The following is a 16,840-nucleotide window of genomic DNA, read 5'->3' on the forward strand; positions in this document are numbered from 1 at the left end:
GTGCTGCACAGATTGCACGCCTGATAGACAGATAAGACCTGATTACCATGGCTCTACTGCAGATCGCCGAACCCGGCCAAAGTCCTCAACCGCACCAGCGTCGCCTGGCGGTTGGCATCGACTTGGGTACTACCAATTCACTGGTCGCCGCACTGCGCAGCGGTCTCTCCGAGCCGCTGCCCGATGCTGATGGCCAGGTCATCCTGCCATCCGCCGTGCGCTATCACGCTGACCGCATCGAAGTGGGCGAGTCCGCTCGGCTGGCGGCGTCTGCCGACCCGCTGAACACCATACTGTCGGTCAAGCGCTTGATGGGTCGTGGGCTGTCCGACGTCAAGCAATTGGGCGACCAACTGCCGTACCGCTTTGTCGGCGGCGAATCCCATATGCCGTTCATCGACACCGTGCAGGGGCCGAAAAGCCCGGTGGAAGTGTCGGCCGATATCCTAAAGGTGCTGCGCCAGCGTGCAGAAACTACCTTGGGTGGCGAATTGGTCGGCGCGGTCATCACGGTCCCGGCTTATTTTGATGACGCCCAGCGCCAAGCCACCAAGGACGCGGCGAAACTCGCCGGTCTGAACGTGCTACGCCTGCTCAACGAGCCGACGGCGGCAGCTGTGGCCTATGGCCTGGATCAGCACGCTGAAGGCCTGGTTGCTATCTATGACCTGGGCGGCGGCACCTTTGATATTTCGATTCTGCGCCTGACTGGCGGTGTGTTTGAAGTGCTGGCCACCGGTGGCGACAGTGCCCTGGGTGGGGATGACTTCGACCACGCCATTGCCGGTTGGATGATCACCAGTGCCGGTTTGTCCGCCGACCTGGATCCGGGCGAGCAGCGTAACCTGCTGCAAACCGCCTGCGCCGCCAAGGAAGCGCTGACTGACGCCGCATCTGTTGAAGTTTCCTACGGCTCCTGGTCGGCCCAACTGACCCGTGAAGCCTTTGATGCGCTGATCGAGCCAATGGTCGCCCGTAGTCTGAAGGCTTGCCGTCGCGCCGTACGTGATTCCGGCATCGAACTGGAAGAAGTTGGCGCGGTGGTCATGGTTGGCGGTTCGACCCGTGTGCCACGGGTTCGCGAAGCGGTAGCCGACGCCTTCGGTCGCCAGCCGCTGACCGAAATCGACCCGGATCAGGTGGTGGCCATCGGTGCCGCGATCCAGGCCGATACCCTGGCCGGCAACAAGCGCGATGGCGGCGAGTTGTTGCTGCTTGATGTGATTCCGTTGTCCCTGGGCCTGGAAACCATGGGCGGCCTGATGGAGAAGGTGATTCCGCGCAACACCACTATTCCCGTCGCCCGCGCCCAGGACTTCACCACTTATAAAGATGGCCAGACGGCCATGATGATTCATGTGCTGCAAGGCGAGCGCGAGCTGATCAGCGACTGCCGCTCCCTGGCGCGTTTTGAATTGCGCGGTATCCCGGCCATGGTCGCGGGTGCGGCGAAGATCCGCGTGACGTTCCAGGTTGACGCCGACGGCCTGCTCAGCGTGGCAGCGCGCGAGCTGGGTTCGGGCGTTGAAGCGAGCATCCAGGTCAAGCCGTCCTACGGCCTGACTGACGGCGAAATCGCCAAGATGCTCAAGGATTCGTTCCAGTACGCCGGTGATGACAAGGTCGCCCGGGTGTTGCGTGAGCAGCAAGTCGATGCCCAGCGCCTGCTTGAAGCGGTGCAGGGCGCCCTTGAGGCCGACGGCGAGCGCCTGCTGGATGCTGAAGAGCGTCTGGTCATCGACCTGCAGATGCAGGAACTGGCCCAATTGATGAAAGGCACCGATGGCTATGCCATCGAACAACAGACCAAGCGCCTTTCACAAGTAACCGATGCCTTTGCCGCCCGTCGTATGAACCAGACGGTGAAAGCCGCCCTGGCGGGACGCAACCTGAATGAAATCGAGGAATAACTGATGCCACAGGTCATTTTTCTGCCACACGCCGAGCATTGCCCGGACGGTATGGTCGTGGAGGCTGAGACCGGCAAGTCCATTCTCGAAGTTGCCCATGACAACCATATCGAGATCGAGAGTGCGTGTGGTGGTGTTAACGCCTGCACCACCTGTCACTGCATTATCCGCGAAGGTTTCAATAGTCTCGAAGAGGCTGATGAGCTGGAAGAGGACTATCTTGATAGGGCGTGGGGCCTGGAACCGACTTCGCGCCTGAGCTGTCAGGCCAAGGTGGGGACAGAAGACCTCACCGTCGAAATTCCGAAGTATTCGCTCAACCATGCCGCCGAAGCGCCGCACTGATTCAAGGAAGTGTCATGAGTCTTAAATGGGTTGATGTGCAAGAAATCGCTATTCTGCTGGCCGACGGCCATCCGGATACGGATCCCTATTCGGTGAACTTTGTAGCTTTGCGTGACATGGTCATGGCTTTGCCAGGGTTCGAAGACGAGCGGGATCGTGGTGGTGAAAAGGTTCTCGAAGCGATCCAGACTGCCTGGAAAGAAGAACAGGACTGAAGCCTCCCTTACGCAGTTAGGCAATACCCAAGAACCCGCGTATAATTCGCGGGTTTAATTTTTCGCAAATTACCGTTTCTGGAGTTACACCATGGCTGTTCAACGTACTTTCTCCATCATCAAGCCTGACGCTGTTGCAAAAAACGTCATCGGCGAGATCACCACTCGTTTCGAAAAAGCCGGCCTGAAGGTTGTAGCTTCGAAACTCAAGCAACTGTCCAAGGCTGAAGCTGAAGGCTTCTACGCTGAGCACAGCGCTCGTGGTTTCTTCGGTGACCTGGTTGCCTTCATGATCTCCGGTCCTGTTGTTGTTCAGGTTCTGGAAGGCGAAAACGCTATCGCTCTGAACCGTGAGCTGATGGGCGCTACCAACCCTAAAGAAGCAGCTGCCGGCACTATCCGTGCTGACTTCGCTGATTCCATCGACGCCAACGCTGTACACGGTTCGGACTCCGAAGCCGCTGCTGCTCGCGAAATTTCGTACTTCTTCGCAGCTACTGAAGTAACCACTCGCTAAGCATTGGCTTAAGAGTGAAGGTGAATCCATGACTACATCGACTGTAAAAACCAACCTGCTGGGTCTGACTCAACAGGAAATGGAAAAATTCTTCGACTCAATCGGGGAGAAGCGTTTCCGTGCCGGTCAGGTAATGAAGTGGATTCACCACTTTGGCGTCGACGATTTCGACGCCATGACGAACGTCAGCAAGGCCCTGCGCGACAAGCTCAAGGCGATTGCTGAGGTCCGTGGTCCTGAAGTGGTCAGCGAGGACATCTCCAGCGACGGCACCCGTAAGTGGGTGGTGCGCGTGGCGTCCGGCAGCTGCGTCGAGACCGTCTACATTCCCCAGGGCAAACGTGGCACCTTGTGCGTTTCGTCCCAGGCAGGCTGTGCCCTGGATTGCAGTTTCTGCTCCACCGGCAAGCAAGGCTTCAATAGCAACCTCACCGCCGCCGAAGTCATTGGCCAGGTGTGGATTGCCAACAAATCCTTTGGCAGCGTCCCGGCGACCGTCGACCGTGCCATCACCAACGTGGTGATGATGGGCATGGGTGAGCCGCTGCTGAACTTCGACAACGTGGTTGCGGCCATGCACCTGATGATGGACGACCTGGGCTACGGCATCTCCAAGCGCCGTGTGACCCTGTCGACCTCCGGCGTGGTGCCGATGATTGATGAGCTGTCCAAGCACATCGACGTCTCCCTGGCGTTGTCGCTGCACGCACCCAATGACGCATTGCGTAACCAATTGGTGCCGATCAACAAGAAGTATCCGCTTAAGATGCTCCTCGAATCTTGCCAGCGTTATATGTCGTCCCTGGGCGAAAAGCGCGTCCTGACCATCGAGTACACCTTGCTCAAAGATATCAATGACAAGGTTGAACACGCGGTCGAGATGATCGAGTTGCTCAAGAACACCCCGTGCAAGATCAACCTGATTCCGTTCAACCCGTTTCCCCATTCTGGCTACGAGCGGCCGAGCAACAACGCCATCCGTCGTTTCCAGGATCAACTGCACCAGGCTGGCTTCAATGTCACTGTGCGCACCACCCGTGGTGAGGACATCGACGCCGCTTGTGGCCAATTGGTAGGACAGGTGCTGGATCGCACCCGTCGTAGCGAGCGTTACATCGCAGTGCGCGAATTGAGCGCCGACAGCGATCTGGCGCAGAACGCCGCGACACGAACCTGAGAGAGGATCTCTATGCCCTTGCGCCTTGCGCTGCTGTTGCTTGTTGCCAGCCTGTCGGTTGGCTGTGTTTCATCGGGCTCTGATAGTCCGTTGCAAACCGGCAAGGGCCGTGACGAAGCGCGTGCTGCCTATGTGCAGTTGGGGCTGGGATACCTGCGCCAGGGCCTGAGCGAGCAGGCCAAGGTGCCGCTGCAAATGGCCCTGGCCCTCGACAACCATGATGCCGACGCGAATGCGGCGTTGGCCCTGGTGTTCCAGGCCCAGGCCGAGCCCGAGCTGGCCGACCAGTATTACCGCAAGGCCCTGGCTGTTCGCCCCCATGATCCACGCCTGCTCAACAACTACGGCAGCTTCCTGTTTCAGCAGGAGCGTTATAAGCAAGCGTCCGGTTATTTCCAGCAAGCAGCCACTGATACCCTATATCCTGAACGTTCGCGGGTTTTCGAGAACCTGGGAGTGACCTCCGTGCGTCTCGGCCAGCGTGAAGATGCCCGCCAGCAACTGGAAAAAGCCCTGCACCTGAATCAGCGCCAGCCACGGGCCTTGCTCGAAATGGCCCAGTTGTCGTTTGAAGACAGGCATTATGTGCCGGCACGTGACTATTACGAGCGTTTTAGCCTGCTCAGTGGGCAAAATGCACGTAGTCTATTGCTTGGTGTGCGCCTGGCCACGGTTCATGAAGAACGCGACAAGGCCGCACGTTTTGGTCAGCAATTAGAACGACTCTATCCCGGTACCCCGGAATATCAGCAATACCTGTCGGAGCAATGATGAAAGCCGCGCACCCGGAAGTTGTAGCCGCTAATCGCGTAAACCCAGGCGAGACCTTGCGTCAGGCCCGCGAAAGCAATGGTTGGTCGCTGGAAGAAGTGGCCCTCAAGCTCAATTTGACCACCACTTCCCTGGGTAACCTGGAAAACGGCGCGTTCGACAAACTGCCAGGGCATACCTTCGCCCGTGGTTACATCCGCGCCTATGCCAAGCTGCTGGGCACCGACCAGGCCATCCTGGTCCAGCAATTCGACCAGTTCACCGGTACGGATTCCCAGGGCAGTAACGTACACGGTCTCGGTCGTATTGAAGAGCCGGTGCGGGTTTCCCATACTATTTTGCGAATTGTCAGCCTGCTATTGCTGATTGCAGTGATCGGTGGTGGTTTTATCTGGTGGCAGGACCAGACCTCGCTGCGCAGCAAGGATCTGATCAGCAACGCCCTGGAACACGTCGAAGTCGAAAGCGCTGACGGTACCACCCAGATTCACCCCTTGGACGAGCCGGAAGACCAGGCTGTCGTCCAGGGCCAGGCGGCCCCTGAAACCAATCTTGAGCTGCAAGCGGGCCAGCAGCCTGCCGAAGCCAGCGGTGAGCCAGCTCCGGCCGCCGTTGCACCGGCTCCAACGGCTCCCGTGACCCAGGCCCCGGCTGCCACGGTCCAGACGCCTGTTGTCCCGGCCCAGGCTCCGGCCGCGCCAGTCGCACCAACAGTCGCTGCACCTGCCGCCCAGGCGCCTGCCGGCGTGGCGGGGGATGGCCGTCTCCACATTACCTACGTCGCTGACTGCTGGACACAAGTCACCGATGGCAATGGCAAAGTCCTGTTCAGTGCTTTGAAGCGTAAGGGAGATACGCTTGAGCAGGTCGGCAAGCCTCCTTTGACGCTGCGTCTGGGCTTTGCCCGTGGCGCGCAAGTGGCCTATAACGGCCAGCCTGTAGACGTGGCGCCGTTCACCAGTGGCGAGACCGCTCGCCTGAAGTTGGGACAATAGTCATGCACGGCGAATCTCCAATCAAACGTCGCGTATCGCGCAAGATCTGGGTCGGCTCCGTGCCGGTGGGTGGTGATGCCCCCATCGCCGTGCAGAGCATGACCAACAGCGACACCAATGACGTAGCGGCCACCGTGGCCCAGATCAACCGCCTGGAAGCCGCTGGCGTCGATATCGTGCGGGTTTCCGTGCCGGATATGGACGCTGCCGAAGCCTTCGGCCGCATCAAGCAATTGGTCAAGGTACCGTTGGTCGCCGATATCCACTTCGACTACAAGATCGCGTTGCGCGTGGCCGAACTGGGCGTCGACTGCCTGCGGATCAACCCGGGCAACATCGGTCGCGAAGACCGCGTGCGTGCCGTGGTCGACGCAGCCCGTGACCGCGGGATCCCGATCCGCATCGGTGTCAACGCTGGCTCACTGGAAAAAGACCTGCAGAAGAAATACGGCGAGCCTACCCCGGCAGCCCTGGTCGAGTCGGCACTGCGCCATGTCGAGCACCTTGAACGCCTGAACTTCCAGGATTTCAAGGTCAGCGTAAAGGCTTCCGACGTGTTCATGGCGGTAGAAGCCTACCGCCTCCTGGCCAAGGAAATCGTGCAGCCATTGCACCTGGGCATCACCGAAGCCGGTGGTTTGCGTTCAGGCACAGTGAAATCTGCGGTGGGTCTCGGTATGCTGCTGGCCGACGGGATTGGCGATACCATTCGTATCTCCCTGGCGGCGGACCCGGTAGAGGAAGTGAAAGTCGGCTACGACATTCTCAAATCCCTGCATTTACGCTCCCGTGGCATCAATTTTATTGCCTGCCCGAGTTGCTCGCGGCAGAACTTCGACGTGGTGAAAACCATGAACGAGTTGGAAGTACGCCTGGAAGACCTGCTGGTACCGCTGGATGTTGCGGTGATCGGCTGTGTGGTCAACGGGCCGGGTGAGGCCAAGGAGGCGCACGTAGGCCTGACCGGCGGTACCCCGAACCTGATTTACATCGACGGCAAGCCGTCGCAGAAATTGACGAATGATAATCTGGTGGATCAGTTGGAACGGCTGATCCGCGAGAAAGCGGCCGAGAAGGTCGCCTCTGACGCAGCGCTGATCGCTCGCGGCTGATCGAACGAATTTAAGGATTTGATGTGAGCAAGTCTCTGCAAGCCATTCGTGGCATGAACGACATCCTGCCCGAACAGACGCCCCTGTGGCGCTATTTCGAGAGCACGGTCGCGCGCCTGCTGGATAACTACGGTTACAAGCAGATCCGCATGCCAATCGTCGAGTTCACCGAGCTGTTCAAGCGCTCCATCGGTGAAGTGACTGACATCGTCGAAAAAGAGATGTACACCTTCGAAGATCGCAACGGCGACTCCCTGACCTTGCGTCCGGAAGGTACCGCCGCGTGCGTGCGCGCTGTGCTCGAGCATGGCATCACCGGTGGTGGCCAGACCCAGAAACTGTGGTACATCGGCCCGATGTTCCGCCACGAGCGCCCACAAAAAGGCCGTTATCGCCAGTTTCACCAGATCGGTTGCGAAGTCTTCAACCTCGATGGCCCGGATATCGACGCCGAGCTGATCGTGCTGACCTGGCGCCTGTGGGGCCAACTGGGCATCCGCGACGCGGTCAAGCTCGAGCTCAACAGCCTGGGCACCAGCGAGTCCCGTGGCCGTTACCGTGAAGCCCTGGTCGAGTACCTGTCCGCTCACCTGGACAAGCTCGATGAAGACAGCCAGCGTCGCCTGAAGACCAACCCATTGCGCGTCCTTGATACCAAGAACGCCGAGACCCAGGCTGTGCTGGTCGACGCGCCGAAAATGGCCGACTACCTGGACGACGAGTCCCGCACGCACTTCGAGGGCCTCAAGGCACGCCTGGATGCGGCCGGGATTCCCTACGTGATCAACCCCAAGTTGGTGCGCGGCCTCGATTACTACAGCAAGACCGTGTTTGAGTGGGTCACTGACAAGCTCGGCGCCCAGGGCACCGTGTGTGCCGGTGGTCGTTACGACGGCCTGGTCGAGCAGATGGGTGGCAAGCCGACCACGGGCGTGGGTTTTGCCATGGGCATCGAGCGGCTGATCCTGCTGCTGGAAACCCTGGAGCAGATCCCTGAAGAAATTTCCCGTCAGGTGGACGTGTACCTGTGCGCCTTTGGCGAGGCAGCCGAACTGGCTGGCCTGGCTTTGAGCGAACAGTTGCGCGACCAACTGCCGAACCTGCGCCTGCAGGTCAATGCCGGCGCTGGCAGCTTCAAGAGCCAATTCAAGAAAGCCGACAAGAGCGGCGCGTTGTACGCGCTGATCCTGGGCGACGATGAACTGGCCCAGCAAGTGGTAAGTGTCAAACCCCTGCGTGGCCAGGGCGAACAACAAAGCATTGCCTTTGATGCGCTTGCCGCGCACTTGGCCACCTGCATCGTGCAGGGTTGAAGCTGTCAAACAGCCGAATTTAGCGATTAAGGAGTATTGGGGTGTCGAGTACTGAAGATGATCAGCTGGCCGAGTTCAAAGACTGGTGGCAGCGTAACGGCAAACCCCTGGTAACTGGCGGCCTGCTGGCGCTGGTGGTGGTGTTCGGTTGGCAGGCGTTCCAGAAGTATCAGGGCAATCAGTCGCAAGGCGCCTCGATGCTCTATCAGCAATTGCTGGAAACCACGCTGACGCCTACCGGCAAGCCTGATCCTGCCCAAGTGGCGGACCTGGCCGGCAAGCTGAAAAACGAATTTGGCGGTAGCACCTACGCCCAATACGGTAGCCTGTTCGTCGCGAAAGTCGCGGTCGATACCGGCAAGCTGGATGATGCAGCCTCCGAGCTCAAAGCCATCGCCGACAAGCCGAGCAACCCGACCCTGGGTGAAATCGCACGTCAGCGCCTGGCCCAGGTCCTGGCCGCACAGAACAAGGCCGACGAAGCACTGAAACTGCTCGACGGCGATGCTGACAAGGCATTTGTAGCCACTCGCGAAGAGCTCAAGGGCGACCTGCTGGTCCAATTGGGTCGTACCGACGAAGCCAATGCTGCGTACCAAAAAGCCAAGGCTGCGCTGTCTGATGAAGCAGCGGTCGGTGGTTTACAAATCAAGCTGGACGACTTGGCCAAAGGGGATGCGTGACGTGATCCGTTGGAAACATGCAGCATTGCTGGCTCTGGCCGTTTTGGCCGCGGGTTGCAGCAGCAACAGCAAAAAAGAACTGCCTCCGGCCGAGCTGACCAGCTTCAAGGAAGAAGTGGTCCTGCAAAAGCAGTGGAGCCGCTCTATCGGTGACGGCCAGGGCGACACCTACAACATGTTGGTACCGGCAATCGACGGTGACAACATCGTGGCCGCTGACGTGACCGGCGTGGTGATCTCCATGGATCGCATGAACGGCGACGTCAAGTGGAAGAAAGACCTCGAGTTGCCTGTTTCCGGCGCCGTCGGCGTGGGTTACGGCATGGTGATGATCGGCACGCTGAAAGGCGAAGTCGTGGCCCTGGATTCGAGCACCGGTGAAGAGAAATGGCGCGCTCGCGTGACCAGTGAAGTCCTCGCACCGCCTGCCACCAACGGCGATATCGTCGTGGTGCAGACCCAGGATGACCGTGTCATCGGTCTTGACGCCAACACCGGCGAGCAGCGCTGGCTGTACGACAGCACCCCTGCGGTGTTGACGTTGCGCGGTACCAGTGGTCCGGTTGTGACCAATAACCTGGCGCTGGCAGGTCTTTCGACCGGTAAAGTGGTCGCCCTGGATACCCAGAACGGCGTGCCGGCCTGGGAATCGCGGGTCGCCATTCCGCAAGGTCGTTCCGAGCTGGACCGTGTGGTGGACATCGACGGCGGCTTGCTGCTGTCGGGTGAAACCCTGTACGTCGCCACTTACCAGGGCCGTGTCGCGGCGCTGGACCTGCAAAGCGGCCGCGTCCTCTGGCAGCGTGATGCCTCCAGCTACGCCGGTGTCGCCCAAGGTTTTGGCAGCGTCTACGTGAGCCTGGCATCGGGCACCGTTGAAAGCGTCGATGAGCGTTCCACCACAGCCCTGTGGAGCAATGACTCGCTGGCTCGCCGTCAACTGTCGGCTCCGGAAGTGTTCTCCAGCTATGTAGCGGTAGGCGACCTGGAAGGTTACCTGCACCTGCTGAGCCAGGTAGATGGTCGCTTTGTTGGCCGTGAACGTATCGACAGCGACGGCCTGCGTGCGCGTCCGCTGGTAGTAGGCAACATGCTTTATGTGTTTGGTAACAGCGGCAAGCTGGAAGCCCTGACCATCAAGTAAGAACTATGCTTGGGGTAACCCCCAGGCGGCGCTGCTTCGGCAGGGCATGCGACACCTTCAGGTGTTGCCCCGAGCACCAGCCGCTGCCTTGCAGCGGCTTTTGTATTTTCTGAAATAACGCAGTGGAGAGCCGCATGGTTCCCGTAATCGCCCTGGTGGGCCGACCTAACGTCGGCAAGTCCACCTTGTTCAACCGCCTGACCAGGACTCGCGACGCCATCGTCGGCGACTTGTCCGGTCTGACCCGTGATCGCCAATACGGTGAGGCAAAGTGGCAAGGGCGCTCCTATATTATTGTCGACACCGGTGGTATCTCCGGTGACGAGCATGGCATGGACGAAAAGATGGCCGAGCAGTCGCTGCTGGCCATTGAAGAAGCCGATGTCGTGTTGTTCCTGGTGGATGCCCGTGCGGGCTACACCGCCGCCGACCAGATGATCGGCGAGCACTTGCGCAAACGTAACAAGCGCTCCTATTTGATCGCCAACAAGATCGACAACATCGATCCTGAAGCGGCCCGTGCCGAATTCAGCCCTATGGGCCTGGGTGACGCGATTCCTGTTGCCGGTGCCCACGGTCGCGGTATCACCCAGATGCTGGAAATCGCCCTGCGCGACTTCCCCAAGGATGACGCCGAAGAAGTTGAAGGCGAAGAAGAGATCGTCGCCGAAGGTGAGGAAGCCAAGCGCATTCCTGGCCCGAGTGAAAAAGACGGGATCAAGATCGCTATCATCGGCCGCCCCAACGTGGGCAAGTCGACCCTGGTCAACCGCATGCTCGGTGAGGACCGGGTAATCGTCTACGACCAGCCCGGCACCACCCGCGACAGCATCTACATCCCGTTCGAGCGTAACGACGAGAAGTACACGCTGATCGACACCGCCGGTGTGCGCAAGCGCGGCAAGATCCACGAGGAAGTTGAAAAGTTCTCGGTGGTCAAAACCCTGCAGGCGATCAAAGACGCCAACGTGGTGATCTTCGTGATGGACGCCCGCGAAGGCGTGGTCGACCACGACCTCAACCTGCTGGGCTTTGCCCTGGAGGCTGGTCGGGCGTTGGTGATCGCGATCAACAAATGGGACGGCATGACCCCAAGCGAGCGTGACTTCGTCAAGGTCGAGCTGCAACGCCGGTTGTTCTTCGTCGACTTCGCCGATATCCACTTTATCTCGGCGCTGCACGGTACTGGCGTGGGCAACCTCTACGCTTCGGTACAGAACTCGTTCAAGTCGGCGGTCACCCGCTGGCCGACCAACCGCCTGACCCAGATCCTTGAAGACGCGGTGGGCGAACATGCGCCACCGATGGTCAACAACCGCCGGATCAAGCTGCGTTACGCCCACTTGGGTGGTGCCAACCCGCCGATTATCGTGATCCACGGTAACCAGATCGAGAAGGTGCCCAAGTCCTACGTGCGTTACCTGGAAAACACTTACCGCCGTGTCTTGAAGCTGGTCGGCACACCGATCCGCATCGAGTTCAAAGGTGGCGAGAACCCGTACGAAGGTAACAAGAACAGCCTGACTGACCGCCAAGTGAACAAGAAACGTCGCTTGATGAGCCACAACAAAAAGGCTGACAAAAAGCGTAAAGACCGCCGCTGACAGTGGAGCGGGCTTGTGTGGGAGTGGGTTTGCCCGCGATAGCGATAGATCAGACACCAACCTGCTGACTGACCCAGCGCCATCCCAGGCAAGCCAGTTCCTACAGACGTTAGGCGTTACCCAAAAAGGGCTCTGAATGAGCCCTTTTTTGTGCCTCACGATTGACCCCTCGGCGCATGCAGCTTACAACTTGTAACTCACCGCCAGGGGCCCACCGCATGATCACCAGCAAGTTGCCGAACGTCGGCACCACCATTTTCACCACCATGTCGCAACTCGCTGCCGAAACCGGCGCGTTGAACCTGTCCCAGGGTTTTCCTGATTTCAATGGTCCCCAGGCCTTGCTCGACGCGGTGGGCAAACATGTTGCCAGTGGTCATAACCAATACGCGCCGATGACCGGCCTGCCGGCCCTGCGTCAGCAAGTGGCAGCCAAGATCGCTCGCAGCTACGGCGTGTCGGTCAATCCCGACAGCGAAGTGACCATCACCCCCGGCGCCACCCAGGCGATTTTTTGTGCGATCCAGGCAGTGATCCGCAGCGGTGACGAAGTGATCGTCTTTGACCCGTGCTACGACAGCTACGAGCCTTCGGTGGAGCTGGCTGGAGGGCGTTGTGTGCATGTGCAACTGGGGCTGGCGGATTTCAGCCTGGATTTCGAACAGATCAAGGCCGCGCTGACCCCGCGTACACGCATGATCATCCTCAACACCCCGCACAATCCCAGTGGTGCCCTGATCACTCGCGCCGAGCTCGACCAATTGGCCGAGCTGATCCGCGATCGCGATATCTATCTGGTCAGCGATGAGGTCTACGAGCACCTGGTATTCGATGGCGTACCCCACGTCAGCGTCCTGGCCCACGAAGAGCTGTATCAGCGCGCGTTCGTGGTCAGCTCCTTTGGCAAGACCTACCACGTCACCGGCTGGAAGACCGGCTACGTGGTGGCGCCAGCGGCCTTGAGTGCGGAGCTGCGCAAGGTGCATCAATACGTCAGTTTCTGCGGTGTAACGCCATTGCAGTACGCCCTGGCCGACTTTATGGCCGAACACCCGGAGCATGTCGAGGAACTGCCCGCTTTCTACCAGGCCAAACGTGACCTGTTCTGCGATCTGCTGGCCCCCTCGCGTTTCAGTTTTACGCGGGTAGCCGGTACTTACTTTCAACTGGTGGATTACTCACAGATTCGCCCGGACCTGGATGACGTGGCCATGTCGCTGTGGATGACCCGCGAGCATGGCGTGGCGACAATTCCGGTCTCGGTGTTCTATCAGACCCCACCCCAAGGCCAGCGCCTGGTGCGCCTGTGCTTTGCCAAACGCGAGGAGACGCTGCGTCAAGCAGCTGAGAAACTATGCGTGATCTGAGTGCTTTACCCGACCTGAACATTGCCCTGGTGCAGACCACCCTGGCCTGGCATGACCGCCAGGCCAACCTGGAGCATTTCGAGCTGCTGCTGGAGCAGGCCAGGGGCGCCGACCTGATCGTGCTGCCGGAAATGTTCACCACCGGCTTTTCCATGGAGTCCCAATTGCTGGCCGAAGCCGAAAACGGCCCGACCCATGAATGGCTCAAGACCCAGGCCCGGAAGTACAACGCGGTGATTACCGGCAGCGTGATCATCCAGGCCGCTGACGGCAGCCACCGCAACCGCCTGTTGTGGGCGCGGCCCGATGGCGAGGTGTTGCACTACGACAAGCGCCACCTGTTTCGCATGGCCGGTGAACACAATCACTACACCCCCGGGGAGCGCCAGGTGCAGTTCGAACTCAAGGGTTGGCGGGTTCGCCCGCTGATCTGCTATGACCTGCGCTTCCCGGTGTGGAGCCGTGATGCCCAGGACACTGACCTGCTGCTGTATACCGCCAACTGGCCGGGGGCACGGCGTCAGCACTGGAACCGCCTGTTGCCGGCTCGGGCCATCGAAAACCTGTGTTATGTGGCGGCGGTGAACCGAGTGGGTACGGATGGCAAGGGCTTTGCCTACACCGGCGACAGCCAGGTCCTGGACTTTCAGGGCGAAAGCCTGCTGAGCGCAGGGGAGGCGGACGGGGTGTTCCAGGTGTGCCTGGACGCGGCGCAATTGGCGGACTATCGCACGCGGTTTCCGGCAAATCTGGATGCCGATAGTTTTCAGTTTGTCTGACAGGGGCCTGTTGTCAGTGGGATAGCTATCGCGGGCAAGCCCGCTCCCACAGGGGAATGCATTCCAAATGTGGGAGCGGGCTTGCCCGCGATGAGGATAGGTATCTACAGATTTTTTAGTGATTCTTAGGTTTGTGTACATATCCGTTGCTGCGGTCATGGCGGCTATTGGTTCCGCCCTTACGGCGGGTCACTTTTGGAAAAGAGCCCCAAAAGTAACCAAAAGGGCTCCTGCCCCACCACTCGGCACCTCGCCTAGGCTCGGTGTGCCCGTCATCCGACATTGATTTGGGGGGCCGCCGCGATGGGCCATCCATGGCCCAGCGCGGCTAACCCGGCGTCCTGCCGGGTTACCCCCCAAATCAATATCGGATGACGGCCAGCGTGGTTTAACGGGGCGCCTCAGATCAAAAGCAAATCGAGGCGGCCTGACAGCCGACCTGATCGTCGAGATGTACGCATATACCTGTGGGAGCTGGCTTGCCTGCGAAGGCGGTGTATCAGTCGATAAATGTATTGGCTGATACACCGCCTTCGCAGGCAAGCCAGCTCCCACAAGGGGGAATGCAGCTTCGCGCCCCGGCTTTGCTGTTGATGTTGTTGCTCTGCTTTTGATCTTGATCTTAGGCGCCCCGTTAAACCATGCCTGACTGCGGGCATGCCGAGCCTAGGCGAGGCACCGAGTGGTGGGGCAAAAACGTTTTGCTCACTTTGGAGAAACGCCAAAGTGAGCCGCCGTCAGGGCGGAACCCTAAGTGGCCATGACCGCAGCAACGGATATGTACACAAACCCAATAAGCACTAGATAAAAGAGTTGTGTAGATACCTATGCCGCGATGAGGCCATCAGCACCACCACAACCCCAAACTAAAAAGGCCCCTGGATTCGCATCCAGGGGCCTTTGGCTTTTCAGCGGTCAGTTACGCTGCTTTCGCTTCCAGCTGGCTCAACGAGCGGTTCAGGGCGCTGAACACCGCTTTGAAGCTGGCGGTGGTGATGTTTTCATCAATCCCCACGCCATGCACCGGACGTTCGCCGTTCACGCGCAGCTCGATGTAAGCCGCGGCCTTGGCGTTGGTCCCCGCGCCGATCGCATGTTCGTTGTAGTCCATGATCTCGACCCCAATCGGCAGGCCGGCCACCAGTGCTTCCAGTGCGCCATTGCCCTTGCCGTGCCAGCGCAGGTTGGTTTCGCCCTGGCCCTTGCCGGAGACTTCGACTTCTACCGAGCTGTTGCCGTTTTCTTCCTGCAGGCGATGGCTGACCAACGCGTACGGGGTGTTGGCTTGCAGGTATTCACGCTGCAACAACGCGTGGATCTGCGCGGCGGTCATTTCCAGGCCCACGCGGTCGGTTTCGGCCTGTACCACCTGGCTGAACTCGATCTGCATGCGGCGTGGCAAGCTGATGCCGTATTCCTGCTCCAGCAGGTAGGCGATGCCGCCCTTGCCCGACTGGCTGTTGACGCGGATCACCGCCTCGTAGCTGCGGCCAATGTCGGCCGGGTCGATTGGCAGGTACGGCACTTCCCACAAGGTATCCGGTTTCTGCTGGGCGAAGCCCTTGCGGATCGCATCCTGGTGGGAGCCGGAGAATGCGGTGTGGACCAGGTCGCCGACATATGGGTGACGTGGGTGCACCGGGATCTGGTTGCATTCCTCGACCACTTTGCGCACGCCGTCGATGTCGGAGAAGTCCAGCTCAGGGTCCACACCCTGGGTGTAGAGGTTCAACGCCACAGTGACCAGGTCAACGTTACCGGTACGCTCGCCGTTGCCGAACAGGCAGCCTTCGACACGGTCGGCGCCAGCCATCAGGCCCAACTCGGTAGCCGCGACACCGGTGCCACGGTCGTTGTGGGTGTGCAGGCTGATGATCACGCTGTCACGACGGTTGATATGGCGACCGAACCACTCGATCTGGTCGGCATAGATATTCGGCGTGGCGCATTCCACGGTGGCCGGCAGGTTGAGGATCATCTTGTGCTCAGGCGTCGGGTTCCACACCTCGATCACCGCGTCACACACTTCCTTGGCGAATTCCAGTTCAGTAGCGCTGAAGGTCTCCGGGGAGTATTCGAAGGTCCACTGGGTTTCCGGCTGCTGGGCGGCGTACTTGACGAACAACTTGGCCGCGTCGACCGCGATGGCCTTGATCCCGTCCTTGTCCTGGTTGAACACAATACGGCGGAAGGACGGCGAGGTGGCGTTGTACAAGTGCACGATGGCTTTCTTGGCGCCGCGCAGGGATTCGAAGGTGCGGGCGATCAAGTCTTCACGGCCCTGGGTCAGCACCTGGATGGTGGTGTCCTCGGGGATGTGGTTGTCTTCGATCAGGGTGCGCACGAAGTCAAAGTCGGTCTGCGAAGCGGCCGGGAACGAGGCTTCGATTTCCTTTACGCCCACCGCGACCAGGGTTTTCCAGAAGCGCAGTTTTTTCACCGCATCCATCGGTTCGATCAGCGACTGGTTGCCGTCGCGCAAGTCGGAGCTGCACCAGATCGGCGCGGTGGTGATGGTCTTCGACGGCCAGGTGCGATCCGGGATATCAATGGTCGGGAATGCGCGGTATTTCGAAGACGGGTCTTTGAGCATGCTCATCAGAAGAATCCTTGTTGTAGGGCCGAGAAGAGGCGGCCTGCCAGAAAGCGTTTATTAGGGATGCAAACCGGGGACGAGGCAGATCGATTCAGCCTGGCAGTCGTGCGCTGACGAGGCACAGGCTGCGGTGCTGACGGAGCTGAATGAGGGTGTGAGAGGTTTTCATAAGCTCAACCCTAACCGTCGGGGTGAAAGATGGCAAGCAGTCGAAAAAAATTGAGAGAAGTTCTGCTATTTCTGTAAGAAACGAGATTTTATGGTTGGTAAACGCTCAAGCCTTTGTTTTGTTTGCGTGAGGGTTTCGGGATG

General features: G+C 59.6%; 15 protein-coding genes. 14 read left to right on the top strand and 1 reads right to left on the bottom strand.

Annotation, left to right across the window (positions count from 1 at the left end):
* The first annotated feature begins 47 nt into the window (after positions 1-47).
* From hscA to HBO24_RS22440, 14 genes are all read left to right on the top strand, one after another.
* The gene (gene hscA / locus HBO24_RS22375; RefSeq protein ID WP_057960568.1) at positions 48-1,910 is read left to right on the top strand and encodes a Fe-S protein assembly chaperone HscA; all 1,863 of its coding nucleotides are present in this window, start codon (positions 48-50) and stop codon (positions 1,908-1,910) included.
* A gap of 3 nt (positions 1,911-1,913) precedes the next feature.
* Positions 1,914-2,255: an ISC system 2Fe-2S type ferredoxin gene (fdx, locus tag HBO24_RS22380; RefSeq protein WP_016977666.1), complete on the top strand. Its 342-nt coding sequence runs from the start codon at positions 1,914-1,916 to the stop codon at positions 2,253-2,255.
* A gap of 14 nt (positions 2,256-2,269) precedes the next feature.
* Positions 2,270-2,470: a Fe-S cluster assembly protein IscX gene (gene iscX / locus HBO24_RS22385; protein WP_057437937.1), complete on the top strand. Its 201-nt coding sequence runs from the start codon at positions 2,270-2,272 to the stop codon at positions 2,468-2,470.
* Positions 2,471-2,561: 91 nt separating this feature from the next.
* Positions 2,562-2,987 (top strand): nucleoside-diphosphate kinase, encoded by a 426-nt coding sequence (ndk, locus tag HBO24_RS22390; protein ID WP_017846179.1) that lies wholly within the window; start codon positions 2,562-2,564, stop codon positions 2,985-2,987.
* Between the two features lie 28 nt (positions 2,988-3,015).
* A complete protein-coding gene (gene rlmN, locus HBO24_RS22395) occupies positions 3,016-4,164 on the top strand; it encodes a 23S rRNA (adenine(2503)-C(2))-methyltransferase RlmN (protein WP_057437941.1) in 1,149 nt (382 codons plus the stop codon).
* A gap of 12 nt (positions 4,165-4,176) precedes the next feature.
* Positions 4,177-4,935, top strand: coding sequence for a type IV pilus biogenesis/stability protein PilW (gene pilW / locus HBO24_RS22400; RefSeq protein ID WP_057437943.1), 759 nt, complete (start codon positions 4,177-4,179; stop codon positions 4,933-4,935).
* Complete coding sequence (locus HBO24_RS22405; protein ID WP_057437945.1) at positions 4,935-5,930, top strand: RodZ family helix-turn-helix domain-containing protein; 996 nt, start codon at positions 4,935-4,937, stop codon at positions 5,928-5,930. The genes pilW and HBO24_RS22405 overlap by 1 nt, the downstream gene beginning before the upstream one ends.
* 2 nt (positions 5,931-5,932) lie before the next feature.
* A complete protein-coding gene (ispG, locus tag HBO24_RS22410; protein ID WP_057437947.1) occupies positions 5,933-7,042 on the top strand; it encodes a flavodoxin-dependent (E)-4-hydroxy-3-methylbut-2-enyl-diphosphate synthase in 1,110 nt (369 codons plus the stop codon).
* A 23-nt stretch (positions 7,043-7,065) separates the two neighbouring features.
* Complete coding sequence (gene hisS / locus HBO24_RS22415; RefSeq protein ID WP_057437949.1) at positions 7,066-8,355, top strand: histidine--tRNA ligase; 1,290 nt, start codon at positions 7,066-7,068, stop codon at positions 8,353-8,355.
* 41 nt (positions 8,356-8,396) lie between these two features.
* Positions 8,397-9,038, top strand: a complete 642-nt coding sequence (locus tag HBO24_RS22420; RefSeq protein ID WP_057437951.1) for a tetratricopeptide repeat protein — start codon at positions 8,397-8,399, stop codon at positions 9,036-9,038.
* On the top strand, positions 9,031-10,182 hold the full coding sequence (gene bamB, locus HBO24_RS22425; RefSeq protein WP_057437953.1) for an outer membrane protein assembly factor BamB: 1,152 nt from the start codon (positions 9,031-9,033) through the stop codon (positions 10,180-10,182). The genes HBO24_RS22420 and bamB overlap by 8 nt, the downstream gene beginning before the upstream one ends.
* A gap of 134 nt (positions 10,183-10,316) precedes the next feature.
* The gene (gene der / locus HBO24_RS22430; RefSeq protein ID WP_057437955.1) at positions 10,317-11,786 is read left to right on the top strand and encodes a ribosome biogenesis GTPase Der; all 1,470 of its coding nucleotides are present in this window, start codon (positions 10,317-10,319) and stop codon (positions 11,784-11,786) included.
* A gap of 218 nt (positions 11,787-12,004) precedes the next feature.
* A complete protein-coding gene (locus HBO24_RS22435; protein ID WP_170060336.1) occupies positions 12,005-13,153 on the top strand; it encodes a pyridoxal phosphate-dependent aminotransferase in 1,149 nt (382 codons plus the stop codon).
* Positions 13,141-13,932 carry an amidohydrolase gene (locus HBO24_RS22440; RefSeq protein WP_169960778.1) on the top strand — a complete coding sequence of 264 codons (792 nt, stop codon included), beginning with the start codon at positions 13,141-13,143 and terminating at the stop codon, positions 13,930-13,932. Before HBO24_RS22435 ends, HBO24_RS22440 begins: the two co-directional genes overlap by 13 nt.
* Positions 13,933-14,851: 919 nt before the next feature.
* Here HBO24_RS22440 and leuA read toward each other — a convergent pair.
* Complete coding sequence (leuA, locus tag HBO24_RS22445; RefSeq protein ID WP_057960565.1) at positions 14,852-16,531, bottom strand: 2-isopropylmalate synthase; 1,680 nt, start codon at positions 16,529-16,531, stop codon at positions 14,852-14,854.
* Positions 16,532-16,840: the final 309 nt, after the last annotated feature.

Origin of the sequence: Pseudomonas sp. WS 5410 (assembly GCF_012985645.1) — a bacterium.
GTDB lineage: Bacteria > Pseudomonadota > Gammaproteobacteria > Pseudomonadales > Pseudomonadaceae > Aquipseudomonas > Aquipseudomonas shahriarae.

Excerpts from the sequence above, each read along its gene's own strand:
- HBO24_RS22435 (WP_170060336.1), top strand. The coding sequence starts at position 12,005 with ATGATCACCAGCAAGTTGCCGAACGTCGGCACCACCATTTTCACCACC.
- hscA (WP_057960568.1), top strand. The coding sequence starts at position 48 with ATGGCTCTACTGCAGATCGCCGAACCCGGCCAAAGTCCTCAACCGCAC.
- leuA (WP_057960565.1), bottom strand. The coding sequence starts at position 16,531 with ATGAGCATGCTCAAAGACCCGTCTTCGAAATACCGCGCATTCCCGACC.
- iscX (WP_057437937.1), top strand. The coding sequence starts at position 2,270 with ATGAGTCTTAAATGGGTTGATGTGCAAGAAATCGCTATTCTGCTGGCC.
- bamB (WP_057437953.1), top strand. The coding sequence starts at position 9,031 with ATGCGTGACGTGATCCGTTGGAAACATGCAGCATTGCTGGCTCTGGCC.
- fdx (WP_016977666.1), top strand. The coding sequence starts at position 1,914 with ATGCCACAGGTCATTTTTCTGCCACACGCCGAGCATTGCCCGGACGGT.
- HBO24_RS22440 (WP_169960778.1), top strand. The coding sequence starts at position 13,141 with ATGCGTGATCTGAGTGCTTTACCCGACCTGAACATTGCCCTGGTGCAG.
- der (WP_057437955.1), top strand. The coding sequence starts at position 10,317 with ATGGTTCCCGTAATCGCCCTGGTGGGCCGACCTAACGTCGGCAAGTCC.
- ispG (WP_057437947.1), top strand. The coding sequence starts at position 5,933 with ATGCACGGCGAATCTCCAATCAAACGTCGCGTATCGCGCAAGATCTGG.
- HBO24_RS22405 (WP_057437945.1), top strand. The coding sequence starts at position 4,935 with ATGAAAGCCGCGCACCCGGAAGTTGTAGCCGCTAATCGCGTAAACCCA.
- ndk (WP_017846179.1), top strand. The coding sequence starts at position 2,562 with ATGGCTGTTCAACGTACTTTCTCCATCATCAAGCCTGACGCTGTTGCA.
- rlmN (WP_057437941.1), top strand. The coding sequence starts at position 3,016 with ATGACTACATCGACTGTAAAAACCAACCTGCTGGGTCTGACTCAACAG.
- pilW (WP_057437943.1), top strand. The coding sequence starts at position 4,177 with ATGCCCTTGCGCCTTGCGCTGCTGTTGCTTGTTGCCAGCCTGTCGGTT.